The organism is Mucilaginibacter sp. GW822-FHT03E02 (assembly GCF_058801545.1).
The window spans coordinates 106,347-123,499 of sequence record NZ_JBXANJ010000002.1 but is presented as its reverse complement, the minus strand read 5'-3'; the positions used below and the strand labels follow the sequence as shown (position 1 = coordinate 123,499).

Annotated in this window: 11 protein-coding genes; 9 read left to right on the top strand and 2 right to left on the bottom strand. The window is 43.4% G+C overall.

Translation table 11 applies throughout. The features are described 5' to 3' along the window. The first annotated feature begins 51 nt into the window (after window positions 1-51). The 5 genes from AC1RM2_RS27560 to AC1RM2_RS27540 all read left to right on the top strand — a co-directional run bounded on the left by AC1RM2_RS27560 (window position 52) and on the right by AC1RM2_RS27540 (window position 7,178). On the top strand, window positions 52-870 hold the full coding sequence (locus AC1RM2_RS27560) for a tyrosine-protein phosphatase (RefSeq protein WP_492988374.1): 819 nt from the start codon (window positions 52-54) through the stop codon (window positions 868-870). Window positions 871-1,022: 152 nt separating this feature from the next. After that, the gene (locus AC1RM2_RS27555) at window positions 1,023-2,081 is read left to right on the top strand and encodes a proline iminopeptidase-family hydrolase (RefSeq protein WP_492988373.1); all 1,059 of its coding nucleotides are present in this window, start codon (window positions 1,023-1,025) and stop codon (window positions 2,079-2,081) included. A gap of 355 nt (window positions 2,082-2,436) precedes the next feature. Then, window positions 2,437-4,731: a GH92 family glycosyl hydrolase gene (locus tag AC1RM2_RS27550; RefSeq protein WP_492989286.1), complete on the top strand. Its 2,295-nt coding sequence runs from the start codon at window positions 2,437-2,439 to the stop codon at window positions 4,729-4,731. 91 nt (window positions 4,732-4,822) lie between these two features. Then, on the top strand, window positions 4,823-5,578 hold the full coding sequence (locus AC1RM2_RS27545) for a glucosamine-6-phosphate deaminase (RefSeq protein ID WP_492988372.1): 756 nt from the start codon (window positions 4,823-4,825) through the stop codon (window positions 5,576-5,578). 61 nt (window positions 5,579-5,639) lie between these two features. Beyond that, window positions 5,640-7,178: a beta-N-acetylhexosaminidase gene (locus AC1RM2_RS27540; RefSeq protein WP_492988371.1), complete on the top strand. Its 1,539-nt coding sequence runs from the start codon at window positions 5,640-5,642 to the stop codon at window positions 7,176-7,178. Between the two features lie 76 nt (window positions 7,179-7,254). Here AC1RM2_RS27540 and AC1RM2_RS27535 read toward each other — a convergent pair whose 3' ends face one another. Beyond that, window positions 7,255-8,343 (bottom strand): phosphotransferase enzyme family protein, encoded by a 1,089-nt coding sequence (locus AC1RM2_RS27535; RefSeq protein WP_492988370.1) that lies wholly within the window; start codon window positions 8,341-8,343, stop codon window positions 7,255-7,257. Between the two features lie 76 nt (window positions 8,344-8,419). Beyond that, window positions 8,420-9,445 (bottom strand): LacI family DNA-binding transcriptional regulator, encoded by a 1,026-nt coding sequence (locus AC1RM2_RS27530; RefSeq protein ID WP_492988369.1) that lies wholly within the window; start codon window positions 9,443-9,445, stop codon window positions 8,420-8,422. Window positions 9,446-9,644: 199 nt separating this feature from the next. Here AC1RM2_RS27530 and AC1RM2_RS27525 point away from each other — a divergent pair, with 199 nt between their 5' ends. From AC1RM2_RS27525 to AC1RM2_RS27510, 4 genes are all read left to right on the top strand, one after another. Then, window positions 9,645-10,718: an aldose epimerase family protein gene (locus AC1RM2_RS27525; RefSeq protein WP_492988368.1), complete on the top strand. Its 1,074-nt coding sequence runs from the start codon at window positions 9,645-9,647 to the stop codon at window positions 10,716-10,718. A gap of 122 nt (window positions 10,719-10,840) precedes the next feature. Further along, a complete protein-coding gene (locus AC1RM2_RS27520; RefSeq protein ID WP_492988367.1) occupies window positions 10,841-12,151 on the top strand; it encodes a DUF3472 domain-containing protein in 1,311 nt (436 codons plus the stop codon). Window positions 12,152-12,314: 163 nt separating this feature from the next. Further along, window positions 12,315-13,667, top strand: a complete 1,353-nt coding sequence (locus AC1RM2_RS27515) for a Gfo/Idh/MocA family protein (protein WP_492988366.1) — start codon at window positions 12,315-12,317, stop codon at window positions 13,665-13,667. A 408-nt stretch (window positions 13,668-14,075) separates the two neighbouring features. Beyond that, on the top strand, window positions 14,076-17,123 hold the full coding sequence (locus AC1RM2_RS27510; protein WP_492988365.1) for a SusC/RagA family TonB-linked outer membrane protein: 3,048 nt from the start codon (window positions 14,076-14,078) through the stop codon (window positions 17,121-17,123). Window positions 17,124-17,153: the final 30 nt, after the last annotated feature.

Below are 17,153 nucleotides of genomic sequence, written 5' to 3'. Positions count from 1 at the left end.
AAAAAACAGGGGCTTAGCAATAAGCACCCTGTTTTTTACATTAAAACCGATATGAAAAAACTACAATTATTATTAGTAGCTGCTTGTATTGCTACAGGTGTTAATGCGCAAGTTGCCGATAGCGCCAAACGCAAGGTTGAACTACAGGGCGCCGTAAATTTTCGCGATTTAGGTGGCTATACAACCAAAGACGGCCATCACTTAAAATGGGGCAAGGTTTACCGCAGTGCGGATATGAGCAAGCTTACCGATCAGGATTTGGTAGAGTTGAACAAAAGAAATATAGCCTATGATGTGGATTTACGCGGCGTACAGGAATCAAAACAGGCGCCAGATCGTATGAATCCAAATACCGACTATATTTTGTGCCCCGCCGGAAGCGAAAATGTTGGTAACATGATGAACAGCTTTAAAAATGTGAAGGGCAGCGGCGATTCTATCCTGTTAAATTACTACAGCAACATAGCGCCATTGGCCGATAGGTATAAACCCATGTTTGGTAAACTGTTAAACCTGCCGGCAGATAAAAGCCTTGTTTTTCATTGCACGGCAGGTAAAGACCGTACCGGTATAGGCGCAGCGTTAATTTTGTACAGTTTAGGCGTTCCTTATGAAACTATTATGGACGATTATAAAGCCACAAACTATTACCGCACTGCCGAGAACGCCAAAATGGAAAAGATGATGGTAAAAGCCATGAACATTGACGAAACTGTAGCCAAAAACGTAATGGCCGCCAACCCCGAATACCTTGATGCAACATTCAGCCAAATTAAAAAGCAATATGGCTCGGTTGATAACTATCTTAAAACCCAAATTGGATTGACCAACGACGATATTAAGAAGCTAAAAAAGAAATTTTTAGAATAGTACTTAAAAGCTGAAAGCCCAAAGCATAATGCTGAAAGCTTCAGATATGGATCAATTGGTTTCAATAATTAAAAGCTGCCGCTGCAATGGCGGCTTTTTTGTTGGCTTGAGTTTTATTGGTTAGCTTTATATCATTATACAACATAAACTTTATGATGAAAAAATATTTTGCAGTACTTATTGTTGCTGCTGCAGCGTGGCTAACTGCTTGTAAACAACCTCCAATTTCCCAGCCGGGCGATGTTACTTTAAGCAGCTATTTTAGCGATACCACCAGTGGTGTTAAAACAGGTGGCGTTCAAATAGTAACCATCAATACACCCAAGGGCAAGTTCCACGTTTGGACAAAAAAGCTGGGCAACAATCCTAAAATTAAATTGCTGCTGCTTAACGGCGGCCCTGGTGCCACACACGAATACTTTGAGTGTATGGAAAGCTTTTTGCCGGCCGAAGGCATCGAACTGGTTTATTATGACCAGTTGGGCTGTGGCAATTCCGACAATCCTAAAGATACATCCATGTGGAGCCTGCCCCGTTATGTTGAGGAGGTAGAACAGGTACGGCAGGCCTTAAAGCTGGATAGCAGTAATTTTTACCTGCTTGGCCACTCATGGGGCGGTATCCTGGCTATGGAGTATGCGCAAAAATATCAGCGTAATTTAAAAGGTCTTATCATTTCAAATATGATGATGAGCGTGCCGGACTACGGCAAATATGCTAATGATGTACTGGCGAAACAGTTTGACCCCAAAGTGCTGGCAAAAATCCGTGCTATTGAGGCCAAAGGCGATTTTAAGAATCCGGAATATATGCAATTGCTGCTGCCAAATTTTTATGCCAAACACATTTGCCGCATCCCGCTTGATCAATGGCCCGAACCGCTTAACAGGGCAATGGGTAAACTGAACGAATCGTTATATGTAACCATGCAAGGCCCAAGCGAATTTGGTGTAGCCGGCAAGCTGCTAAACTGGGATAGGATGGCCGACTTACCGAAAATAGCTGTACCAACGCTAAGCATCGGCGGTCAATATGATACCATGGACCCAAAGCACATGGAAAAAGTATCTCAGCTGGTACAAAACGGCAGTTATTTGTATTGCCCCAACGGAAGCCATATGAGTATGTACGATGACCAGCAAACCTACATGGCAGGCCTTATCAAATTTATAAAAGGAGTGGATGCCGGCGAAAAAAAAATAAGGTTTTAACATGTTCAGTATAAAAAGCTCCGGTTTCAAAAAAGCCGGAGCTTTTGGGTTTCAAAAAAACGTCAATAAATCATACTGCATATGAACGTGTTGCGGTTTTGTTGCGACTTGTAAAATATGACAATTGTTAAATATTTGATTTTTAAATAGTTAACATTTTTTGTTGTTTCACCTGTTGCGCAACACTACACTTTTTGAGAAATTAAAGACAGTATGTCTTGATTCTTTATTCTTGCCTCTTGATTCTTTCCCTGAAAAACGTTTTCGTAAAAAAATAAACCAACTGTTAATTGAAATCGTTTTAAAATAAGAGATTTGCCAAATACCTATTTATAAAACAAAAAATTTGTCGAAGATGATTTTCTCGCCTTACCTGAAATTTAAAAAGAGTATTTTCCTGTTTGCTTCACTGGTTGTAGTTAGCGGTACGGCTAATGCCCAACAAAACACTACAAAAACTCAAAAAGACGAAGTTGACTTTGTTAACCCACTGATAGGTACAGCCACTACCGGCTTTGCCAAAGGCCTTGATGGTGGTGGCACAATGCCCTGCGTAAATGTACCCTTTGCCATGACAAACTTTGTTGCCCAAACAGGCGAAAGCAAAATGGGCCGCATGTGTTATCAATACGAGGATAAAACCGTTATCGGTCTGCTGGCCACTCACCAGCCAACCGTTTGGATGGGCGATTATGGTTATGTATCTATTATGCCCCAGGTTGGTAACCTGCGTGTATTACCAAACGAACGAAAACTAAGCTACGATCATAAAGACGAGATAGCAAAGCCTTACTACTATTCGGTTAAGTTAAAGGCCGACAATAAAACCTTCATCAAATCAGAAATAGCGGGAGCAAATACCTGCGGCATGTTCCGGTTTACTTTTCCGGCTGCAGATAAGGCTCACCTTATTATCCAGGGCATAAACCTTAACCCGCAGCTTAAAGATTGGGCAAACGATTATGCTCCAAGACTTAAAAAGCTAAAAGGCTACGTTCATGTTGATACCATTAACAACGAAATTACCGGCTACAATCCCGACAGGCAATCAGCCCAGATAGGGCCGGAGCTTAAAAACTTTAAAGGCTATTTTATTATCAAATTTGATAAACAGATCCGTAAATACGGTACCTGGGATAACACCAACATTAAAAAAGGAAGTAAGGAACAATTTGGTACCCGCATGGGGGCTTTTATCTCTTTTAAAACAATAACCAATACCCAAATCAAAGTAGCAGTGGCTACCTCGTTCATCAGTATTGACCAGGCCCGCAACAATCTTAAAAAAGAAATTCCCGACTGGGATTTCGACAAAGTTGTAAAAACAACCCGCGATAACTGGCAACAACAATTAAAAGTGATACAGGTAAACGGCATTACTGCGGGCCAGAAAACCATATTTTACACCGCCCTTTACCATACCCTGTTGTTCCCAAGGCAATTTTCGGAGTATGGCCGGTATTACAGCGCGTTTGACGATAAGGTACATAGCGGTATTTCCTATAACGATTATTCGCTTTGGGATACTTTCCGCGCTTTGCACCCTTTGTTAACCCTGACCCAGCCCGAGCGGGTAAACGGTATGGTGAAATCCTTATTACAAATGTACCAGGAGGGCGGCTGGATGCCCATGTGGCCAAACCCAACCTATACCAATATTATGATAAGCACCCATGCCGATGCGGTGGTGGCCGATGCCTATGTAAAAGGTTTTCGCGGGTATAGTACCAAACTGGCTTATGAGGCCATGCATAAAGATGCTTTTACGGCTCCCGACGGTGATACACAAAAAAAATGGGGCGACCGCGATTTGTGGACGAGCTACGAAGCCCGTGGCGGCCTTATCAACTACCATAAACTGGGCTATGTTCCTGTTGATAAAACCCGCGAATCGGTTTCGCGGACTATTGAGTATGGTATTGACGACTATTGCGTAGCCCAGGTGGCCAAAGCTTTAGGTAAGGATGATGACTACAAACAGCTGATGGCCTGGAGCCAGAACTATAAAAACGTATATAACAGCGCTACCGGATTTATGGCGCCGCGCAACGCCAACGGACAATGGTCGGCCAAGCCGGATAGCGGGTTTACCGAAGGCACCAAGTGGACCTATACCTTTGGCGCCATGCAGGACGTGCCGGGCATGATAGCCCTTATGGGCGGCGAAAAAGCTTTTGCCGATAAACTATCCCATAACTTTACCGATGGTCACTACCGCGCCGATAATGAGCCTGGGCACCATTACATATACCTGTTTAACTATTGCGGTATGCCCTGGAAAACCCAGGAACTGGTAAGGCAAAACGTGGGCTGGCAAAATTACCGCAACGCCCCTGTAGGCATCAACGGTAATGATGATTGCGGCCAAACATCGGCCTGGTATATTTTTGGCACCATGGGTTTTTACCCGGTAACACCGGCATCGGGTATGTACAGCATCGGCGCGCCTCAATTCCCGTATATTGCCCTAAGCCTGCAAAATGGCAATAAACTGGTTATTAAAGCCACCGATCTATCTGCACAAAATAAATATGTGAAGGCAGTTACATTTGATGGCCAGCCCATAAAAAACCACATGATATCGCATGAGCAGATAAGCCACGGCGGAACATTGGAATTTAAGATGACAAGTGTGCCGCAAAAAGATTGATGCGACGAGCGGCTATGCAGATGTACAGATTTTTTCTCTTGCTGGTGGTCGGCGCAGAATATCGAAATAGAATTTAAATAAGTCACAGTTGATGAAAGAATTTATAAAAGATCAATTGAAAGTTGAAGTATCGGGCAGCCGGCATCTCATGGGCATAGCGGCGGCAAAAGCCGTTGCCGAAAAAATCAACCAATTGCTAAAAGCAAAGCAGTTCGTCAATCTCATTTTCGCGGCGGCGCCGTCGCAAAATGAGTTTTTGGATGAATTGCTGAAAAGGGATATAGATTGGACAAGTGTCAGGGCTTTTCACATGGATGAATACCTTAACCTGGATGCCGACGCACCACAAGGTTTTGGCAATTTTTTAAAAGCACGCTTGTTTGGCAAAGCGCCTTTTAAGGCGGTACATTATCTTAATGGCAACGCCGCCGATGCGGAGCAGGAATGTCTCCGTTATGCAGACTTGCTAAACCAATTCCCGCCGGATATTGTTTGTTTGGGTATTGGCGAAAATACGCACCTTGCTTTCAACGACCCGCATGTGGCCGATTTTAATGATCCACTGTTGGTTAAAATTGTCGATTTGGACAACGCCTGCCGCGTGCAGCAGGTAAATGATGGCTGTTTTGCCAGGATAGAAGATGTGCCCACCCATGCCTTAACGCTCACTATCCCGGCATTGATAAATACCCCTTTTGCATTTGCTATTGTGCCGGGCGAAAAAAAAGCAGATGCGGTTAATCATACGTTGAATGACGCAGTATCAGAAAAATACCCTTCAACAATATTACGAAGGCATCCTGATGCTACATTATTTGTTGATGATAAAAGTGGAACGTATATTTAAGCATCCCGTTAAAAAAATAAATTTGAGAAACGAAAGCAGCACCCGCTAAGATTGCGATTTCATGAAAAAGTTAATACCCGCTTTATTACTGTTATTTAGTTTAAACGCCGCTATCGCGCAGCAGGCAAAATCACCTTTTGCGGTGCGCGGTTTCCATCTCGATCTGCGCATCCAGGTAATGACCATGCCGGCGCTTAAAGCTTTTGCGTTAAAGCTAAGCCAAAACGGGATGAACACGCTGGTGATGGAGTGGGAGGGTACGTATCCTTTCGAAAAACACCCCTTGATACCCAACCGCTACGCTTACAGCAAGCTGGAAATTAAAAGCTTTATCCGCTACTGCGACAGCCTGGGTATTGATGTGATACCGCTGCAACAAAGTTTTGGCCACGTGGAATACATTTTACGGCACCAACGGTATAAAAACCTTCGCGAGGATCAAAAGGATGTATCGCAGGTGTGCCCCCTGGAAACGGATGGGGATAAAGCCCTGTTTACCGATTTATATACCGAACTTGCTGCCACACATACCTCTAAATATATCCACATCGGCGGCGATGAAACCTACCTGCTGGGGCACGATGCCAAATGTAAGGCCAAGGCCGAAAAAGAAGGTAAATCCAAACTATATACCGATTACATTAAAATGCTGTGCGAAATCGTGATAAAACTGGGCAAACGCCCCGTGCTTTGGGCCGATATCGCGCTGAAATATCCGGATGCCATTAAATCATTGCCCAAAGAAACCGTTTTTGTAGATTGGAACTATGGCTGGGATATGAGCTATTTTGGCAACCACCAAAAGTTGATGGAAAGCGGTTTCGAAATCTGGGGATCGCCGGCAATCCGGTCGAGCCCGGATAATTATAACCTCACCCTGTGGGAAAAACACCTGAAAAATATCAGCAATTTTATCCCGGCTGCAAGCAAACTGGGCTATAAAGGGATGGTCATGACGTCGTGGTCAACATCCGGCCAATATTCGGCAGTGTTTGAATCAGAAGCGGATATGGCCGAGCTGTATGCCATCAGGCACGTGTACCCACTGTCGGGGTTCAATATGTCTATAGCAGCCTATTTCGATGCCCTTAAAAGTAACCTGCCATTAAACATCACCAATTTTGTATACAGTTACGGCCAAAAGCAGTTCGGGTTTGATAGGGCCGGGGCCATATCATTTTGGGAAGCTCTTAAAACAACACCTTATGAAATACAACAGGGCGAGGTAAAATCGCCCGCACCATTATCGGTTAAACAATTGCTGGATAGTTGCACTGCGGCCCGCCAAAAGCTGTACGCCCTAAAGCCAACAAAAAATCAGCAGGAATTTGAGCACTTTAAATTAATGGCCGATATCAGGGTGTATTACCTCACGTACCAGGCTATCGAGAAGCAGGTGAATGAGGCGTCGTTTAATAATGTGCAAAAGCCCGCAGTAATTGCTGCGTTAAAGCAACTGTTGGCTACCTCAAAAAGCCTGGATGAAAGGTTTGAACAATTGAATAAAGATTTCCTGAACCCATCGGCCATCCGGGAGGAAAACGAACTGCGTAATATGAAAGTAATTGGTTTATTTGATAGGTTGGCAGGGGGTAAATAATTTGATAAAGCTACCTCTTTGCTACCGCGAGGTTTCACCTCGTGGTTAAACATGGTTTCAGCTTTCAGCTGAAATATTAATTGCTTTGTTTTTCTGCCGTTAAAAACTCCCGGTTAACACTTGATATCAGCAGTTTAAATGATGGCTCGGCCTTTGTATATTCAGCAAGTAGTTTGAACTGGTTTTTTGCCCGTACCAAATTATGACCCGGATACTGTGCGCCGTAGTAGCTATCGTTGTTTAAAAAGTCGGTTAAAAAGCGTAAGGCCTGCATGTAAATCATTAGTTTTCCCGAAAAAACGAATAGCTGTTTTTCAGCTTCCGTCAGGATATTGCCCATTTCGCTCATGTAACCTTTGTATATGGCGCGGAAAAAATCTTCACGGATGTGGATCTTATCCAGGTTAGTTTCCTCTTCATTTGCGGGGGATAGGTATGTACGCATCATATCGCCTACATCGCTTAAATAATAACCAGGCATAACGGTATCCAGGTCTACCAAACAAAGCGCATGGTTTTGGTTGTCAAACAATACATTATTGATTTTGGTATCATGATGAATGGCGCGTAAAGGGATCTCGTTATTAGATATCAGTTGGTTGTAGGTTTGCAATATTTGGTATTGATTGTAAACTTCCTTTATCTCGGTTGGGGCTTCTGCCAACCTAACAGGCAACGCGTTTTTAGATGCTGTTTCAAACTGATCGAACCGGAGCTTAAGGTTATGGAAATCTGATAGCGTGTATTGCAGCTGGCCGATATCAAAATCATTCAACAGGCGTGTAAACCGCCCAAATTGAACGGCTGCTTCAAAAGCTTCCTGCTTATCCTGCAAAAAATTAACCGTATGCGATCCATCGATAAAAGGGAACAACCTGTAAAATTTCCCCTCAGATGATTTTACCATAAAGTGATCATCAATGGTTTTTAACGGTGCAACAAAAAGATAACCGGGGTTATGTTTGCCCAGGTACGTTCGTACCAGCTCCAGGTTGTTGGCTATAAAACCGGGATTTTTAAAAACCGAAGTATTAATTTGCTGCAGGATATAGGCATCGCGATGGCCTTTAAGCTTATAAGTATGGTTTATTAAACCCGAACCAAAAGGCTGCACATCATAGTCGGCAGCGTTTAATCCAAAGCTTATCAGTATATCATCAAACATATTATATCCGGTTAACACATCAAACATACTTAAACAGTTAATGAAACTGCCACGCAAACGTTTGACCGTTTTTAATTTATTTTTTATTCTCGATCAGTTGCGATTCTATAATGATTTTGTAATAAGCGCTTTGCTCATTACTGCCCTTATCCTGGTGATGCAGCAAATCCATCAGGATATCAGCAGCTTTTTGTCCCTGCAGGTAAGGGAACTGCTCAACAGATGCTGCCGGGATGTTTTCCATATAATTGATTAATGGTAAATTGGCGTAGCTTACAAATTCAAGGTCTTTATTTATCCTGATGTTCAGTTTTTGCGCGTGTTTAATAGCAAATAAGGCTACATAATCGTTAAACGTAACCACGGCGGTGGGTTTCCTTTTGTTGGCCAGCAACTCGTCGAAAGCTTTTTTTGTGCCTTCCTCCGTTAAATCGCATGATACAATAAGCGATGGGTCAAATTTTAGGCGGTTTTTGGTCATGGCTTTAATATAGCCTTCTTTCCGCTCGCCGGTGGCCACCATAGTTTGGGGGCCATTGATCATGCCTATGGCACGGTGCCCTTTTTTTAACAGGAAACTAACAGCCTCGATAGTGCCAATTTCCATATTACAGGCCACATAGTGGATGTTGGCAATATTGGGTATCCTGTCAAAATAAACTACAGGGATGTTATACTTTTTGAGGTTTTCAAAATGCTGAAAAGACGAAGTGTTTTTGCCTACCGATACCAGCAGACCATCTACACGGTGATTTTTCATTTTCTCCACCAGTTCCTTTTCTTTCTGCTCATCATCATGTGATTGTGCAAGCAATACCGTGTAATTCTTTTTATAAGCGGCATCTTCAATGGCGCTAATGGCCGATGAAAAAAAGGCTTCAGAAAGTTCGGGCAAAATAACACCAATGGTGTGGGTTTTTCCCTTCTGTAAAAAAATGGCGGTTTGATTGGGTTCGTAGTTCAGTTCGGCCGCCAGTTTTTTAACTTTTGCCCTGGTACTCAGTCCGATACTGGGATGATCATGCAAGGCCCTTGAAACTGTAGATACCGAGATACCCAGCAGCTGGGCTATCTCTTTTATAGTAGTTGGCTTTGATTGCATTATCCTTTTGGTGTACTTGAAATAAAATTAAAGTTAGCAGATTATTATCAAATTATTGCCCGTTTGGCGGGTATTGCAAACGTTTGTGTGTTGTTTTCGGGGCCAGGTAACGTATTTTCAGGTGCTTAATTACTAATTTCATCACAGCAAGAAAAGTTTATTACAATTTGCTAATTTAAAATCTTTATCAGCCTAAAATATGAGCGGCAATACAATAACAGTAAAAAACTGGGGCACAGCCAATGGTCAGGATATTGCGCTTTATGAATTGCGCAATAAAAACGGCATGCAAGTATCCGTCACCAATTACGGTGCAGCTATCCAGGCCATTATAACGGGTGACCGGGATGGGATTATGGCCGATGTTGTTTTAGGCTATGATAATGTAGAAGGATACGTGAACGATCCTTATTACACCGGCGCTGTGGTAGGTCGTTTTGCAAACCGCATAGCAGGCGGCCTGGTAACGCTGGATGGCGTGCAACACCAGCTTACCGTTAAGCCGGGCGGCTTTCATCATCATGGGGGTGCAGTTGGCTTTAATAAAAAAGTTTGGGCAGCAAATCATTTTGTTCAAAAAGACAAAAATGGTGTAGTGCTCAGGTATATCAGCCCGGATGGTGAAGAAGGCTTCCCGGGCGAGCTGACCACGACAGTTACTTATACTTTGAACAACAAAAATCAATTGGAGGTGGCTTTTGAAGCCAAAACAAGTAAAACTACCTTGCTTAACCTTACCCAGCATGCTTATTTTAACCTCTCGGGATTGGCGGGCTCATCAATTTTAAATCATGAGTTAATGATGCCGTTAAAAAACTATTTACCGGTAAATAAGATGCACGTGCCTGTAGGCCATTTGGCAGCTGTTGAAAATACCCCGTTTGATTTTACACAGCCCACAGCCATAGGCAAAAGGATTGATGCCGGCAATGAGGAATTGAAACAGGGGCAGGGCTACGACAATACCTTTGTAATTAAACAACAAGCATCGGCCGAATTGGTTATGGCTGCCACTGTATCCGAACCGCAAAGCGGCAGAGTGCTTCATGTTTATACAACCGAACCATCGGTACATTTGTATACCGGCAATTTTATTGATGATAATTCTCCCGGTAAAAACGGGGCTAAATATATGCGCAGAAGCGGTTTCTGCCTGGAAACCCAACACTACCCCGATGCGCCAAACCATGCGCATTTCCCGACAACGGTATTGAAGCCCGGGGAAACTTTCAGCAGTAAAACTATTTTTGAATTTACAACTGATGCCATTTAAATGATAAAAATGGCCAGTTTTCAAACGTTTGCGTGGAAATACAGGATCTTATTTTTTACCAATATCATAAATGCCAGTACATTTATAAAGGATACCCGGTGGTATTTTATTGATAACCAAAAATGAAAAAAACAACCTTCTGCTGCTTTGCTTTTTTACTAAGTGTTTTTACGGTCACCATTTCGCTGGCGCAGGGTACAACTTCACAAGCGACCCAGTTAAGGCAGGTGATTCCCTTAGGTGGCAATGCCTGGGTAAACGCGCCCGATACCATTACGGATGAGGGCCTGGTGAATTGGAAGGATCCCAAATCAACCGCGAATGTCTATTTCAGGGTTTCGGTTGCGCAGGATATTAAAGTATCCTTAAGGCTACGGGTGCCACAGGGTGAAAGTAAGATCGGGATAAAAGCAGGCGAAAATTATATATTTAAAAAGGTAAGCAACCGGGCTTTTGATACCATTGAGATGGGGACGATCCATTTAAAGCATGCCGGTCATGTTAAAATTGAACTGAAGGGCATGAGTAAAACAGGCGCCGTTTATGCCGATGTAAGCGACCTCATCATCCAAACCAAACAGCCCGATGCCGATATAGCTTACGTAAAGCAAGGCAGTTCGTTCCACTTCGGCAGGAGGGGGCCATCAGTGCACCTGAGATTTACGGTTCCCGATGATAAAAAAACAAAAGTGAAATGGTTTTACAACCAGATAATTGTTCCTAAAGGGCAGGACGTTATTGGATCCTATTTTATGGCAGATGGTTTTGGCCAGGGATATTTTGGCATGCAGGTAAACTCAGCTACCGAACGCCGGGTGTTATTTTCTGTATGGAGCCCGTTTAATACCGAAGACCCCAAAAGCATTCCCGACAGCATGCGCATTAAATTGGTAAAAGGCGGTACTGGCGTACACATTGGCGAATTTGGTAACGAAGGATCGGGCGGGCAAAGTTATATGCACTTCCCCTGGGAAGCCGGGAAAGCCTACGGCTTTTTGTTAAAGGCCGAACCTGATCCTGCTAAAAATTCAACCACGTTTACTGCTTATTTTGAAGATGTTGCCGCCGGCAAATGGTTCCTGGTGGCCAGCTTTAACCGTCCGCAAAAAGCCACCTACCTCACCAGCCTTTACTCTTTTGTTGAGAATTTTGAGCCCGAAAATGGCGATAAAACCCGCAAAGCCCTGTTTACCAATCAATGGATAGGCGATAGTGAAAATACCTGGCAACAACTTACCGGGGCTGTGTACACGGGCGATGCAACCGCCAAAGCCAACTACCGGAAAGATTATGCAGGCGGCGTTGAAGGAGATAAATTTTACCTGCAAAACGGTGGTTTTTTTGATGGTTTCGTGAAACTGAACACGCCATTCAGCAGGGTAGCGGCAAGTGTAAAACCGCTTATTGACATTAATAAATTACCAGTTAAATGAAGAATTTAGAGTCAGGAAAAAATAATACAAGCGAATCGCAGATTCGCTTCAAAGATTAAAACAGCAAAAAAGATATTATATATATTGACTTTTTTGAGCTTATCTTGACTCTTGACTCTCAATACGCATTACCTGTTAAATAAAACTGATATATATATTAAAAATGGAAAGAAGAGAGTTTATAAAAACCGGCGCTATTGCAGCAGCCGGCTTCAGCATATTGCCGACTGGTAGTTTGTTTGCAGCTGCACAAGCCAAAGTAAGGCTTGGGTATATTGGTGTTGGTGCCCGCGGCATGAGCCACATTGCCGAAGGTTTGCTGCGCGATGACGTAGAAGTGGTAGCCATTTGTGATACCCAGGAGCATTCGCTGAAAATTTGCCGCGAATACATAGCCAAGAAAGGTCATGCCCCGGTAACCGAATACACCGGTGGGCTGGATGCCTACAAAAAACTTTTAGACCGTAAAGATATTGATGCGGTGATCATAGCCACACCATGGCAGTTTCATCATCCGCAGGCTATTGATGCCATGAAAGCCGGTAAATATGTAGGCTGCGAGGTCATTGCGGGCTTAACGGTAGACGAACATTGGGACATTGTGCACACCTCCGAAAAAACAGGAATGCCCTATATGACGCTGGAGAATGTTTGTTACCGCCGGGATGTAATGGCTGCACTTAATATGGCACGACAGGACCTTTTTGGCGAGATTATCCATTTGGAAGGCGGTTACCAGCACAATTTAAGGCCGGTATTATTTAACGACGGTAAAGGCAGTTACGGCAACACCGGGGTGGAATATGGCGCCAGGGCCCTAAGCGAAGCCCAATGGCGTACCCAGTTTAATATAGATGTGGATGGCGACATCTACCCAACCCATGGTGCAGGCCCTTGCATGCATTATGCTAACATCAACGCCGGTAACCGGTTTACCAACCTGGTATCTTTTAGCTCGAAGGCACGTGGTTTGGGTGCTTATATCGAAGAGTTATCGCCCGGCCACCCCAATGCTAAGATCAACTATAAAAATGGCGACGTAACCACCACCATGATCAATTGCGCCAATGGCGAAACCGTGTTGTTAAGCCACGATACGCATTTGCCGCGCCCGTATTCTTTAGGTTTCCGCGTGCAGGGTACCAAAGGGCTGTGGATGGATGTAAACAAAAGCGTTTATATCGACCATAAATCAAAAGAAGATGATTCATGGGAGCCGGCACAGCAATGGTTTGATAAATACGACCATCCACTATGGAAAAAGTACGAAAAGCTTGCCCAGGGTGCCGGCCACGGTGGCATGGACTGGTTTGTATTTAACGCCTTTATCGAATCGGTAAAAAACAAACGCCAAACACCTATTGACGTTTATGATTCGGTTACCATGAGCGTTATTACGCCATTATCAACCAAATCACTTAAAGACGGCAATGCAAGCGTGGCCTTTCCAGATTTTACAAAAGGCAAATGGAAGGACAGGAAAAACAGTTTCGCACTTGACGACAGTGGTTTTTAGTTAGTTTCTAAGTCTTTTCTTCAATCATATAATGTCATTGCTTAACCAGGCAATGACATTTTTTTTGCCCGGCTGGAACCAAAAGTTGACGGTCGGCCTCAATACTTCAATCTCCTCAAAATCAAAAAAATCCGCCACTCGTCCAAAACAGGAAGTTTTCGGCAGATTCCGGTAAAATCGTCCGGTAAAAACCGCTTAAAACATTGCAAATCTGTGTGTTTTGCTTTGTTGCGTAGCTGCAATTTGCTATTTATCAAACGTTTGCGTAGTTAAAGTTTGTGTTAAACAAACGTTTGCGCTGTGTTAAAACAGGCTTTTTCAAGGCTGTATATCTAATTTCCAATATTGAAAAACGAACAGAAACTATTCAAAACCAACAACAATTAATTAATACTAACACCAAAATGTATGATTAAAATTTACACACATCCTGATCCGGGCTTCACGCAAAGCAATCTTTTAAAAAAGAAGCTTTATGGTGCCCTTTTTAAAATGATATGCTGTTACCTGTTTGTATTGCTGCCCGTACTGGCCAGCGCGCAAACAGTTATTACTGGTAGCGTAAAAGATAAAGACGGACCTATCATAGGCGCAACAATTAGCGAAAAGGGCGTTAAAAACACCACATCGACAGACCTGGGCGGAAAGTTTAAAATTACCCTTAAAGGCAGCTCGAACATTTTAATTATATCCTATATAGGATACAAAACACAGGAACTTGCCGCCAGCGGAACTATAAATGTAATCCTGCAGGAAGACCTTAACAAACTGAACGAGGTTGTAGTTGTAGGTTACGGCTCGGTTAAAAAAAGCGACCTTACCGGTTCTGTAAGCTCGGTAAAAGCCGATGACCTTAACTTAGGGGGTACAACTTCAAACCTGGGCCAGGCCATACAGGGTAAAGCTGCCGGTGTGCAGGTGCAACAATCAAGCTTTGCACCGGGTGGCACCATATCTATTACCATACGTGGCGGTAACTCTATTAATACCAGCAACTCGCCATTATATGTAGTTGATGGTTTTATTACCGATAACGGTAACCAGATTAATCCAAATGATATTGATGATATCCAGATCCTGAAGGATGCATCGGCAACCGCTATCTACGGCTCGCGTGGTGGTAACGGTGTTGTTTTGATCACTACCAAAAAAGGAAAAATTGGTAGAGTAGCCGTTGATGCCGATGTTTCAAACGGTCAGCAATATTTAACTTACCATCCGTCGTTATTAAACGGACAGCAGTACACCGATATTCAAAATGTTACGGCTATTGAAGATGGCAAGCCTGCTATATTCCCTTCAAACTTTCCGCTGGCCAATACCAACTGGTTAAAAGCTGCAACCCAGAATGCAACGGTACAAAACCGCAACTTAAGCATTAGCAGCGCCGATAAGGATTCAAAAATTTATGTATCTGGTAATTACCTGAAACAACTGGGCGTATTAAAAGGTACCAGCCTTGAAAGGTATACCGCGAGGATAGGTGCTGAGAAAACCCTGAATGAAAACCTGAAATTAGGCGCCAATTTTTACGGCGCAAGCTCAAATTCAACCCTGCAATCATACTCCGGCGATATTACCGCGCCATTGTTTGGCCTGTTAACTGCTCAACCCAATATCCCGGTTTACAATGCCGATGGCAGTTACTACGTTTACCAGGGTAAAAACAACGCCCTTGCATCTCTTTTGGAGCCAACTAATAAAAATGGCAGCAAGCTGATAAACGGTAACGTTTCCTTAGATTATATTTTGTTTAAAGGCTTAACCTACCACTTAGGCGCAGGCAGCGAGTATAGCCAGGTTACGGCAGGCCAGTATACGCCAAGAACTTTGGTTGCCGGTAAAGCAAATGGCGGTATAGCTTCCGAGCAAATGTCGACTGCTTTCAGGTGGTTGGTTGAAAACTATTTGACCTATAAATACAATTTAAAAGACCATGCGTTTACCTTATTGGTAGGTAATTCCAATCAAAGGGATGTTTCCGAATCATTAGGGGCAGGTGCAAAGGGTTTCCCTACAGACGTGTTCCTGTACTATAATTTAAGTGCAGGTTCAACAGTTAACGGCTATAGCAGCGGCAAATCAGAATCGTCACTAACCGATTATTACGGCAGGTTAAACTATGCTTATAAAGATAAGATCCTGGCAACGTTTACTTTAAGGGACGATGCTTCATCTAAATTTGGCAGCAACTTCAGGCATGGTATCTTCCCTTCAGGTGCTTTGGCATATAAGCTTGAAGATGAGAATTTTATCAAGAGCCTAAATACATTCTCGAGCCTGAAATTACGGGTTAGCTACGGTGTTACCGGTAACGACAGGATTAACAATTATCAATACCTGAGCACATTTGGCAACTACAGCACGGTGCTTAGTCCCGGCGGTCCTTTACAGGTAGGTATCGAGCCTTCCAGCTTATCAAACCCTAACTTAAAATGGGAAAGTACGGCGCAGTTAGATGCCGGTTTAGACATGGGCTTTGCCGATGGCCGCATTAACGCCACTATCGATGTTTATCGTAAAAAAACTTCAGACCTGTTAATCAATCTTCCTATTGGTCAATGGTGGGGCTTTAATACCCAACTGGTAAACGGCGGTGCTATCGAAAACAGGGGGATCGAACTTGGTATCAATACCAACAACATCCGGTCTAACGGCTTTTCATGGAACAGCAGTTTTAACATCTCGTACAATAAACAAAAAGCTTTAGACCTGGGCGGTATTAAAACCATCAGCAGCAACACAGCTAACCCGAGCGGTACGGTATCCGGCCGTGAATTTTCGAGGCTGGAAGTAGGGCAGGAATTAGGCATGTTATATGGCTATGTTTATGCAGGTGTACTTAAAACCGGCGAAACCTACTCGCCGCAGCCAAATTCAAAAGCAGGCGATCCCAAATATGTGGATGTAAACGGCGATGGCGTAATAACACCGGCCGATCAAAAATACCTGGGTAACTCAAACCCTCACTACAGCATGGGTTTTGGTAACGATTTTCATTACAAAGGTTTCGACCTGAACATCTTTATCCAGGGTGCATTTGGTTACAAATTGTTTAACATGAACAGGCTGGTGCTGGAATCAACCACAAGTACCGATGCGTTGAACAGGTTTGTTGCCGGTAAAAACGAAAATACAGATATCCCGCGCGAAGGTTATTTCCTGAGCACTTATGGCGGTTATGTAAACTCCCGTTTTGTTGAAGATGCGTCTTACGCCCGTTTAAAATCAGTTTCGTTAGGTTATAGTTTCCCATCGTCGTTATTTCAGCATATCAAAATTGTGCAGGGAATAAGGCTTTATGCCGAAGCCCAGAACCTGGTTACCGTAACCGGCTATAAAGGAACCGACCCCGAGGTGAACGTTCATACCGGCAACACATCCGGCGGTTTGGATTTTAACTCGTTCCCGGCTTTCAGAACTTTTGCTTTTGGTATTAAAGTGTCTGTTCATTAATCATTATAAATCATCCCTCAACGGATCAAC